This window comes from Patulibacter sp. NPDC049589, from assembly GCF_040675535.1.
Taxonomy (GTDB): Bacteria; Actinomycetota; Thermoleophilia; order Solirubrobacterales; family Solirubrobacteraceae; genus Patulibacter.
This window is the reverse complement of sequence record NZ_JBFAPC010000205.1, coordinates 1-8,584: the sequence shown is the minus strand read 5'-3', so window position 1 is coordinate 8,584 and position 8,584 is coordinate 1. Positions and strand designations below refer to the sequence as shown.

Here is an 8,584-nt window from a genome sequence, read left to right as displayed (position 1 = left end):
GGTCGCCTGGATCATCGGCTGGGACCTGATCCTGGAGTACGGCGTGTCGGTCGCCGCGATCGCGGTCGGCTGGGGCGGCAACCTCAACGCGTTCCTGGACTCGGCGTTCGGCTTCGCCCTGCCGGACGCGATCGCCACGTCCCCGGAGGACGGCGGGGTGTTCAACCTGCCGGCCGTCTTCGTGGTGCTGGCGATCACGCTCCTGCTGGTCCGCGGCGTGACCGAGAGCGCCCGGGTCAACCTGATCATGGTGGTCGTCAAGCTGGCCGTGCTGATCTTCTTCATCGTGGTGGCGTTCGCGAACTTCGGCACCGCCAACTTCACCAACCCGGGTCGGGCGGTCGAGCGACGCGATGCGCGCCGGCCGGGCGGGGTGGCGGGCCGGCGCACGGGCCCGTCGGGTGCGACGTCGGCAAGCGGCGGCGACCCTCCCGGGTCCCGCCGCCGGGGTGGTGGCGGGGGCAACACGGCCCCCGCCCGTCCCGGGGACGACGGGTCGTCACCGGGCGACGCGATCGCGGTGGGGCAGCGACGCCCGCAGGGACCGGACCGGCGCCGGCACGCAGGCGGCGGGCCGGTGGACGCGGACGACGTAGGGGCCGGCGTGGCCGATCCGCGGCAGGCGCACGTCGCGGCGCCGGCGGTGCGAGCGGACCGGCCGGCGCGAGACGCGGATCCTGACGACGGTGCCGGGCGCCGGGGTGTCCCTTCCGGGCGCCGCGTGGGGCTGCGTCGTCGCGGTGGGCCAGGTCGTCGTTCCGAACATGGGTGCAGCTTCGTCCTCGTCCGTGGGAGCCGACCGAGTCCTGCCTGGGAGGAGCCTGAGCGCCGCGAAGCGGAGGCGAAGAGTGGCAACGCGCCAGGTCGGGGCTCGCGGACCCGGGCCCGGATCGCCGCGCGGACCGGCATCATGGGCCCATGCACCCGCCGCCCATCGTCCCCGTGGACGTCCTCCGCCGTGCGGTCCAGGTCTTCCGCACGCACTTCGCGCTGCTCTACCCGCTCGCCCTGATCTTCGGCCTGGTGCAGGCCATGGTGAGCTACGCGCTAGCGGACACCGCCGCCGCGTCGCTGGCCCTCGCGCTGCAGCTCGTGTCGGGGACGCTCCTCTCGGGCATGGTCGTCGGGTTCGTGCGGGACGTCGAGGCCGGGCTCCCCGCCGGCGAGGAGCCGTCGGTCGGCTCGCTCTTCCGGACCATCGCCCCCGTCGCCGACAAGTTGCTGCTCGTCTCGCTGCTGTCGGCGGGCGGGATCATCCTCGGCCTCGTCGCCCTGATCGTCCCGGGGCTGTGGCTGATGACGATCTGGGCCGTGATCGCCCCCGTGATCGTGATCGAGCGCGTGGGCGTCCAGGCCTCGTTCGGGCGCAGCCGCGACCTCGTGGCCGGCAACGGCTGGCCGGTCTTCGGCGTGCTGCTGCTGACGATCCTGCTGCTCCTGCCCGTCGGCCTGATCGCGATCGCGATCGGCGCGGGCGCCGGGGACGTGGTCGGGTCGTTCATCAGCGTGCTGTTCGGCGCGCTGGCGGCGACGATCACGGTGATCGCGACGGCCACGCTGTACTTCCGCCTGCTCGAGATCGAGGCCGCCCGCGCGTCCCAGGCCCGGCCGGACGCCGACGCCGCGGCGCTCGGGGTGCAGCCCGCGGTGGACCCCTGGGGCCCGGCGCCCGGGTCGGGCGACGCCGCCGGCGAGGACCGGAGCGGGGTCGACGACGACGGGGCCGACCGTGCCCGGGACCAGGCCGCTCCGGGGGCCGCCGGCGCCGACAGCCGCTTCGCCCGCCCCGGTGACGACGCCGCGCCGGCCGACCCGTGGCCGGCCCCCGCGCCGCGCGGGGCGTCGGACGACGACGACCGCGGTCCGACGCCCGCCTGAACGGCGAGGCCCGCGGGCCCGGAGGCCCGGCGCGGCCCGACGGTCCGCCGGCGCCCGGGCGCCCCCGACGATCTAGATGGTTGATTCCACGGGGATCGTGGATGTGGGGTGCGTTCCGGGCGGTGTCCTGACGTCGGATGGTGCCGAGAGCCAGACTGGAAGTCTGACCGAGGTGCCGGGTGGCGCCAGGTGCCGTCCGGGACGTGCACCACGCCGCGAGATCGTGGAATCCATCATCTAGACGTCGATCGAGGACATGTCCGGGTAGCGGTCGCCCGCCGCCGCCCCGGTGTCCTCGAGCAGCCGCAGGTCGTCCTCCGAGAGGCGGATGTCGACGGAGCCGGCGTTGTCCTCCAGGTAGGTGCGGCGCTTCGTGCCCGGGATCGGCACGACGTCGTCGCCCTGCGCGAGCACCCAGGCGAGCGCGATCTGCGCGGCCGTGGCGCCCTGCTCGGCCGCCAGGCGGTCGACCGTCTCGACGATCGCGACGTTCTGCGCGAGGTTGTCGCCCTGCAGCCGCGGCTGGTGGCGGCGGAAGTCGCCGTCGTCCAGGTCGTCGAGGGTGCGGATCGTGCCGGTCAGGAACCCGCGGCCCAGGGGGCTGTAGGGGACGAAGCCGATGCCGAGCTCGCGCAGCAGCGGCAGGATCTCGGCCTCGGGGCCCCGCTCCCAGATCGAGTACTCGGTCTGCAGCGCCGAGATCGGGTGCACGGCGTGCGCGCGGCGGATCGTCTCGGGCGCGGCCTCGGACAGCCCGAGGTACTTGACCTTGCCGGCCTGGACGAGCTCCGCCATGGCGCCGACGGTCTCCTCGATCGGCGTCCTCGGGTCGACCCGGTGCTGGTAGTAGAGGTCGATGTGGTCGACGCCGAGGCGCTTCAGGGACGCGTCGCAGGCGGAGCGGACGTACTCCGGCGAGCCGTCGATGCCGCGGAAGCCCGCGTTCTCGGGGTCGCGGACGTTGCCGAACTTCGTGGCGAGGACGACCTGGTCGCGCCGGTCGACGATCGCGCGGCCGACGAGCTCCTCGTTCTTGAACGGGCCGTACATGTCGGCCGTGTCCAGGAACGTCACGCCGAGCTCGAGCGACCGGTGGATCGTGGCGATCGACTCGGTGTCGTCGGTCTCGCCGTAGAACTCGGACATGCCCATGCAGCCGAGGCCGAGGCGGGAGACGCGGAGGGCGGCGGGACCGCTTCCGAGGGTGGTGGTGGTGATGCTGGTCATCGGGTGACGCTCCTCTCGGGCGCGCCGCAGTCGGCGCGCTCGCGGTAGATACCGATCTTGTGCTCGATGGCCTCGAGGTTCCGCCGGGTCTCCCGGAGCTGGGTGAGCACGCGGTCGCGGTGCTCCTCCAGCAGCTCCAGGCGGGCGGGCTCGGTGTGCTCGCCGGCCCGGACGAGCGCGGCGTACTCCCGCACCGACCGGATCGGCATCCCCGTCCCGCGGAGCTTGGTGACGAGGCGGATCCAGCCGAGATCCACGTCGCTGTAGCGGCGGTGGCTGGACGACGCGCGGTCGACGGGCTGCAGCAGGAGCCCCTCGCGCTCGTAGTAGCGCAGGGCGTCCGGCGACAGGCCGGTCTCCCGCGCAGCGTCGGCGATCGAGTGGGTGCCGAGCGTGCCCGGGTCCGGGGTGACGCCGGCGGTCGTAGCGGTGGCCATCGCGCTCCACGTTAGGACCTGGAGCGCGCTCCAGGTCAAGGACGGGGTTTCCGGGGCCCCCGCCGTCCGGGCGGGGCCGGTCGCCGGGGCGCGGTGCTCCTCCCCCGCGCCGGGGCGGATCAGCTCAGGGACGCCTTCAGCGTGATCTCGGCGTTGCCGCGGAGGACGTTGGAGACCGGGCAGGCCTGCTCGGCGTCGGCGGCGAGCGTCGCGAACTGCTCGTCGCTCAGACCGGGCACGACGCCCTTCACGGTCAGCTCGCTCTTCGTGATCGCGAAGCCCTCGCCCGCCGTGTCCAGCGTGACGCGGACGTCGACGTCGAGCTTGGTCGGCGGGGTGTCGTTCTGCGACAGGACGTTCGAGAAGGCCATCGCGTAACACGTGGAGTGCGCCGCGGCGATCAGCTCCTCGGGGTTCGTCTGGCTCTTGTCCTCCTGGTCCGTTCGCTTCGTGAGGCTGACGGGGAAGGGTCCCCCGGCCTGCGAGCTGACGAACGTCGTGGTGCCACCGCCCTCGGCGGCGGTCCCCTGCCACTCGGTGCTGGCCTTGCGGAATGCGACGGGCATGCTGCTCCCTCGGTTGGTTGCGCAGGGAACGAGTACCCCGCAGGGGAGGGCGCATGCGCGGGGCGGGACGCCGGGTCGGCGCCGGCGGCCCGGTGCGGCGGCGGGTACCGATCGGTGTGCATAGCTTGCAGGCCAGCCGGACGTCGGGTACGTTACGTAACCAGATCGGTGTACGTATTCGGGCGTGCCCGTCAGGCCCGATCCGGGACGCACGAGACACAGCAGCAGGGAGCACACCATGAGCACCCGGACGTCACCGGGCTGGCGATCCCCGACGACACCTCCATCGCGCGGATGGTCGCCGAGGCCGCCCCCGCGAGCACCCGCGTCGTGAAGGCGTTCAACACCCTCTTCCGCGGGGTGCTGGCCGCGGGCGGCCCGCTGGACGTGTTCATGGCCGGCGACGACGCGCAGGCCAAGACGCGCGTGTCGGCGTTCACCACGAGCCTCGGGATGCAGCCGCGGGACGCCGGCGACCTGACGATGGCGCACTGGCTGGAGGGGGCGGGCCTGCTGTCGGTCGGCCTGGCCCGCAACGGCGTGGGGAGCCTGGACTTCTCCCTCGGCGTCCACCGCGGCTGAGTCAGCCGTCGCCGGGACTCAACCGACTCTCGGCGGATCCGTGCCGTGCTCACCGCCGGAGGTCGCACGCGGCCTCGTCCCGGCGGACGGGCCCCCGCCCGCGCCCGCGCTGGGCGCCACCGCCTCCGCGGGGACGGCGGCGTCGACGAGGACCGCGGCGACGGCGGCGGCCGTGGGGAACGCGTCGGCGTCGAGGACGCGACTGCGGGCCGAGGCGCCGTCCAGGAGGAGCGCCAGCTGCTCGCCCAGCTGCTCGGGGTCGGCGGCGCCGGCCTCGCGGGCCGCGTCGGCGAGCCGCGCCGCGAAGGCCCGCTTGTAGTCGCGGGCGAGGACGCGGGCCGGATGGCCCGGGTCCTGGATCTCGACGGCCGCCCCGATGAACGGACATAGGGGCGCGTGGATGGCGAAGATCGCGAGGAGCCGCTCGCGGGGCGTGAGGTCGGTGCGGTCGAAGACCTCGGGCAGGACGTCGGGATCGAACCGGCGCAGGTGCTCGGCGATCAGCTCGCCCTTGCCGGGGAAGTGCTGGTAGAGCGTCCGCTTGGACACCCCGGCCACCGCGCAGAGCTGGTCCATGCCGGTGCCGTTGATGCCCTGATCGCGGAACAGCTGCTGCGACGCGCCGACGATGCGCTCCCGCGCGCCCCGGCCGCGGCGCAGGCCCTTCGGCCCCTTCTCGAGCTCGGTCATGGTCCCAGCGTAGCTCAGTTGGTACGGATCGGTGTGCATAGCTTGCGCTCTCGCTCGAACACCGATACGTTAAGCACCCAAAGCGGTGTACTTAGCGCCGCGACGACGGAACGAACGGAGTGCGTATGGGCAAGCTCGATGGCAAGGTCGCAGTGATCACGGGGGCGACGAGCGGCATGGCGCTGGCCGGCGCCAGGCTGTTCGTGGAGGAAGGCGCCCACGTCTTCGTCTCGGGCCGGCGACAGGAGGCGGTGGACGAGGCCGTCGCGCTGATCGGCCGGAACGTGACCGGCGTGCAGGGCGATTCGACCGACCTCGGCGACCTGGACCGGCTGTTGGACGTCGTCAAGCGGGAGAAGGGCGCGATCGACGTGCTCTGGGCGAGCGCCGGAGGGGGCGAGCCGGGCGCGCTCGGCGAGATCACCGAGGAGCACTTCGACGCCGCCTTCTCGCTGAACGCGCGCGGCACGCTGTTCACGGTCCAGAAGGCGCTGCCGCTGTTCAACGACGGCGGGTCGATCTTCATGACCGGGTCCAACGCCTCGCTCCGGGGCTATCCCGGCTTCGGCGTGTACGCGGCGAGCAAGGCCGTGCTGCCCGCCTTCGCGCGGGTGTGGGTCGCCGAGCTGCGGGACCGGAAGATCCGCGTGAACGTGCTGACCCCCGGCCAGGTCGCCACGCCGATGATGGAGGCGGTGATGGACGCGGAGACGAAGGCGCAGTTCGAGTCCGTGATCCCACGGCGCGCGATGGGCCGCCCCGAGGAGATCGCGTCGGTCGCGCTGTTCCTCGCCTCGGACGACTCGAGCTACGTCAACGGCATGGAGCTGGTCGCCGACGGCGGCACCACGGTGATCTGAGCCTCTCGCCGGTCGCCGTCGGCGGTGGCACCCGCCGGGAGGGGTTCCCGGCGAGCGTGGCGCGGGTGGTCGTGGCCGAGGAGACCGGCCGGGGCCCCGGTCAGAGGGCGGCGCGCGGGTGCCGGGTCGTGGTCGCCCAGACGATCGCCCCGACCACGACGCTGACGAGGAAGACCGCCGGCCACGAGTCGATCGCCTTGCCCAACGGGTGCGAGAGACCGAAGGCGACCAGGTAGATCGCGACGAGCCCGAGCGCCACGCCGAGGCCGCGAGTGCGGCGCCACTCCAGGCCGCACCACAGGCACGCGAGGAAGAGCACGATGCCGCCGAGCGGCCGGACGCCGGTGACGTCCGCGACCCCGAAGCCGAGGATCAGGGAGAGCGGGGCGATCAGCCAGGTCGGTTGGGCGCGGGGCATCGGCCGAAGGGTAGCCGCGCGGATCGTGGGGCGACGGCGCCGTGCGCCCGGCGGGGCGCCGTCGCCGCGACGGCCGGCGCCCGCCTCGAACGATCGCGGGCGTGCGCCTGATCACTCCCGGTGTCCAACATCGGGGACCGCGGTTCGGGCCCGCCGTCGGAGGCCCCGGACGAGCGCCTGTCGCATCATGCAGGTGGGTCATGCGCTTCGCGGCGCACCCTCTCTCCTCTGGGCCCCGGTGATCTCGATCGCCGGGGCCCTGCTCCTTCCCGGGGACGCTTCCGGCCGACTCCGTCGGCCCTCGCCTCGCCCCCCCGCGCGACCGCCCTCCACCCGGGCGGACGCGGGCGGCTCGCGCCCCGGCGAGGACGCGGGTCACCCCAGCGGCGCGTCCGCCGCCCGCTCCAGGCGGTCCCGCAGGTCGGGGCCGCGCAGCGGGCCGAGGTGGCCCGGGACGACGACCAGCGGATCCAGCGCGGCGAGGGTCCGCAGGCTCGCGCGGGCGATCTCGGTGTCCTGGTTGTAGGCCGGGAGCGGCAGCGCCGGGTCCTGCGGCCGGCCCCACATGTCGGTCATGTAGAACGCGTCGGAGACGAGGGCGAGCCGGTCGCGCTCGCGCCACAGGCCGATCAGTCCTGGGGCGTGGCCGGGGAGCTCGACGACCTCGAAGCCGGCGACCCGGTCGCCGCCCGAGACCGTGCCGTCGATCACGACGGGCCCGCCGTCCCAGACGTGGTGCATCACCGCGTGGAATCGCCGGACCGCCGGCGGCAGGAGCTCCGGACGCCAGTAGTCGCGGCCGCCGGAGCCCTCGGCCTGGGCGACCGCGTCGGGATGGCAGAGGACGGGGATCCCCCGCGCGCCGCCGGCCGCCGCGATCCCGGGCGCTCCGCCCCGGTGGTCGGTGTCGCCGTGTCCGAGGACGACGCGCGAGATCCCGCCGCGGGCCCGGCCGGCGTCCAGGATCGCGGGGGCCATCCCCTGCTCCCCGGTGTCGAAGACGACGACGCCGGGCCCGTCCGGGTCGTCGACCAGGACGACGTTCATCGTCCGGGTCAGGCCGCCCCGCAGGAGCTCGACGCCGTCGGCCACCCGCTCGGGCGGGGAGGTCAGCAGGCCGTGCAACACGCGGCGGGGGTCGCGGGGACGGCCCCGCGGGATTCGGGGGTCGCCCATGCCCCATGCTCGTCCGCGGCGGCGGACGGCGTCAAGGGTCCGGCTCCCGGGACGGAGACGCGGCCGCTACGCCCCGCCGGCACGCAGGACCACGGCCCCGGGCCCGCCCGCCGCGGCGCGGTCGTCCGGGTTGGCGAGCGCGCAGCGGTCCAGCGACAGGCAGCCGCAGCCGATGCAGTCGGTCATCGCGGTCCGCAGGCGCTCGAGCTGGGCGATCTCGTCGTCCACCCGGCTCTGCCAGCCGGCGGAGAGCCGCGCCCAGTCCGCCCGGGTCGGGACGCGGTCGGCCGGCAGGGTCGCGAGCGTACGCTCGATCTCCTGCAGCGTCAGGCCGACGCGCTGCGCGAAGACGATGAACGCCAGCCGGCGCAGCACGCTGCGGGGGTAGCGCCGGTGCCCCGAGCCCGCGCGGTCCGAGGCGATCAGCCCGCGCGTCTCGTAGTAGCGCAGGGCCGACGCCGCGATCCCCGAGCGCTCGGCGACCTCGCCGATGGTCAGCTGGCGGGACACCGGGCGCCCACCGGCTCAGGCGCTGAAGCGCTCGGCGACCTTCGCCCAGTCGACCACGGCCCAGAACGCCTCGAGGTAGGCCGGGCGCTTGTTCTGGTACTTGAGGTAGTAGGCGTGCTCCCAGACGTCGTTGCCCAGGAGCGGCGTCTTGCCGTCGGCCAGCGGGGTGTCCTGGTTGGGGGTGGAGACGACCTCGAGGCCGTTCTCGCCCTTGACGAGCCAGACCCAGCCGGAGCCGAA

The 8,584-nt window shown here is 74.2% G+C and carries 11 protein-coding genes and 2 pseudogenes; 4 read left to right on the top strand and 9 right to left on the bottom strand.

Features of this window, described 5'->3' with window-relative positions:
- Positions 1-322: pseudogene (locus tag AB0L40_RS24730) on the top strand (amino acid permease); the annotation flags it as partial.
- A 177-nt stretch (positions 323-499) separates the two neighbouring features.
- Here the strand turns inward: AB0L40_RS24730 and AB0L40_RS24725 are convergent.
- Positions 500-766, bottom strand: a complete 267-nt coding sequence (locus AB0L40_RS24725; RefSeq protein WP_364360951.1) for a hypothetical protein — start codon at positions 764-766, stop codon at positions 500-502.
- Between the two features lie 152 nt (positions 767-918).
- On the opposite strand from AB0L40_RS24725, the gene AB0L40_RS24720 reads away from it, so the two are divergent.
- Complete coding sequence (locus AB0L40_RS24720; RefSeq protein WP_364360949.1) at positions 919-1,878, top strand: hypothetical protein; 960 nt, start codon at positions 919-921, stop codon at positions 1,876-1,878.
- A gap of 237 nt (positions 1,879-2,115) precedes the next feature.
- Here the strand turns inward: AB0L40_RS24720 and AB0L40_RS24715 are convergent, their stop codons facing one another.
- The 3 genes from AB0L40_RS24715 to AB0L40_RS24705 form a co-directional block, all read right to left on the bottom strand.
- The gene (locus tag AB0L40_RS24715) at positions 2,116-3,105 is read right to left on the bottom strand and encodes an aldo/keto reductase (protein WP_364360947.1); all 990 of its coding nucleotides are present in this window, start codon (positions 3,103-3,105) and stop codon (positions 2,116-2,118) included.
- Positions 3,102-3,542: a MerR family transcriptional regulator gene (locus AB0L40_RS24710; protein ID WP_364360945.1), complete on the bottom strand. Its 441-nt coding sequence runs from the start codon at positions 3,540-3,542 to the stop codon at positions 3,102-3,104. The genes AB0L40_RS24715 and AB0L40_RS24710 overlap by 4 nt, the downstream gene beginning before the upstream one ends.
- 119 nt (positions 3,543-3,661) lie before the next feature.
- Positions 3,662-4,108: an OsmC family peroxiredoxin gene (locus tag AB0L40_RS24705; protein ID WP_364360943.1), complete on the bottom strand. Its 447-nt coding sequence runs from the start codon at positions 4,106-4,108 to the stop codon at positions 3,662-3,664.
- A 258-nt stretch (positions 4,109-4,366) separates the two neighbouring features.
- On the opposite strand from AB0L40_RS24705, the pseudogene AB0L40_RS24700 reads away from it, so the two are divergent.
- Positions 4,367-4,690, top strand: a pseudogene (locus AB0L40_RS24700) (NADP oxidoreductase); the annotation flags it as partial.
- Positions 4,691-4,708: 18 nt separating this feature from the next.
- Here the strand turns inward: AB0L40_RS24700 and AB0L40_RS24695 are convergent.
- A complete protein-coding gene (locus AB0L40_RS24695) occupies positions 4,709-5,380 on the bottom strand; it encodes a TetR/AcrR family transcriptional regulator (protein WP_364360941.1) in 672 nt (223 codons plus the stop codon).
- A gap of 125 nt (positions 5,381-5,505) precedes the next feature.
- Here AB0L40_RS24695 and AB0L40_RS24690 point away from each other — a divergent pair, with 125 nt between their 5' ends.
- Entirely contained in the window at positions 5,506-6,240 is a 735-nt protein-coding gene (locus tag AB0L40_RS24690) for an SDR family oxidoreductase (RefSeq protein ID WP_364360939.1), read from the top strand.
- 100 nt (positions 6,241-6,340) lie between these two features.
- Here AB0L40_RS24690 and AB0L40_RS24685 read toward each other — a convergent pair whose 3' ends face one another.
- From AB0L40_RS24685 to AB0L40_RS24670, 4 genes are all read right to left on the bottom strand, one after another.
- Positions 6,341-6,658 carry a hypothetical protein gene (locus AB0L40_RS24685; protein ID WP_364360937.1) on the bottom strand — a complete coding sequence of 106 codons (318 nt, stop codon included), beginning with the start codon at positions 6,656-6,658 and terminating at the stop codon, positions 6,341-6,343.
- A 375-nt stretch (positions 6,659-7,033) separates the two neighbouring features.
- Positions 7,034-7,834: an MBL fold metallo-hydrolase gene (locus tag AB0L40_RS24680; protein ID WP_364360935.1), complete on the bottom strand. Its 801-nt coding sequence runs from the start codon at positions 7,832-7,834 to the stop codon at positions 7,034-7,036.
- Between the two features lie 66 nt (positions 7,835-7,900).
- Positions 7,901-8,344 (bottom strand): redox-sensitive transcriptional activator SoxR, encoded by a 444-nt coding sequence (gene soxR / locus AB0L40_RS24675; RefSeq protein WP_364360933.1) that lies wholly within the window; start codon positions 8,342-8,344, stop codon positions 7,901-7,903.
- A gap of 15 nt (positions 8,345-8,359) precedes the next feature.
- A partial coding sequence (locus AB0L40_RS24670; protein ID WP_364360931.1) for a Fe-Mn family superoxide dismutase occupies positions 8,360-8,584 on the bottom strand: 225 nt, incomplete at its 5' end.

What these genes read in the sequence shown, in the direction of transcription:
- AB0L40_RS24725 (WP_364360951.1), bottom strand. Translation starts at nt 766, where the DNA reads ATGTTCGGAACGACGACCTGGCCCACCGCGACGACGCAGCCCCACGCG.
- AB0L40_RS24720 (WP_364360949.1), top strand. Translation starts at nt 919, where the DNA reads ATGCACCCGCCGCCCATCGTCCCCGTGGACGTCCTCCGCCGTGCGGTC.
- AB0L40_RS24715 (WP_364360947.1), bottom strand. Translation starts at nt 3,105, where the DNA reads ATGACCAGCATCACCACCACCACCCTCGGAAGCGGTCCCGCCGCCCTC.
- AB0L40_RS24710 (WP_364360945.1), bottom strand. Translation starts at nt 3,542, where the DNA reads ATGGCCACCGCTACGACCGCCGGCGTCACCCCGGACCCGGGCACGCTC.
- AB0L40_RS24705 (WP_364360943.1), bottom strand. Translation starts at nt 4,108, where the DNA reads ATGCCCGTCGCATTCCGCAAGGCCAGCACCGAGTGGCAGGGGACCGCC.
- AB0L40_RS24695 (WP_364360941.1), bottom strand. Translation starts at nt 5,380, where the DNA reads ATGACCGAGCTCGAGAAGGGGCCGAAGGGCCTGCGCCGCGGCCGGGGC.
- AB0L40_RS24690 (WP_364360939.1), top strand. Translation starts at nt 5,506, where the DNA reads ATGGGCAAGCTCGATGGCAAGGTCGCAGTGATCACGGGGGCGACGAGC.
- AB0L40_RS24685 (WP_364360937.1), bottom strand. Translation starts at nt 6,658, where the DNA reads ATGCCCCGCGCCCAACCGACCTGGCTGATCGCCCCGCTCTCCCTGATC.
- AB0L40_RS24680 (WP_364360935.1), bottom strand. Translation starts at nt 7,834, where the DNA reads ATGGGCGACCCCCGAATCCCGCGGGGCCGTCCCCGCGACCCCCGCCGC.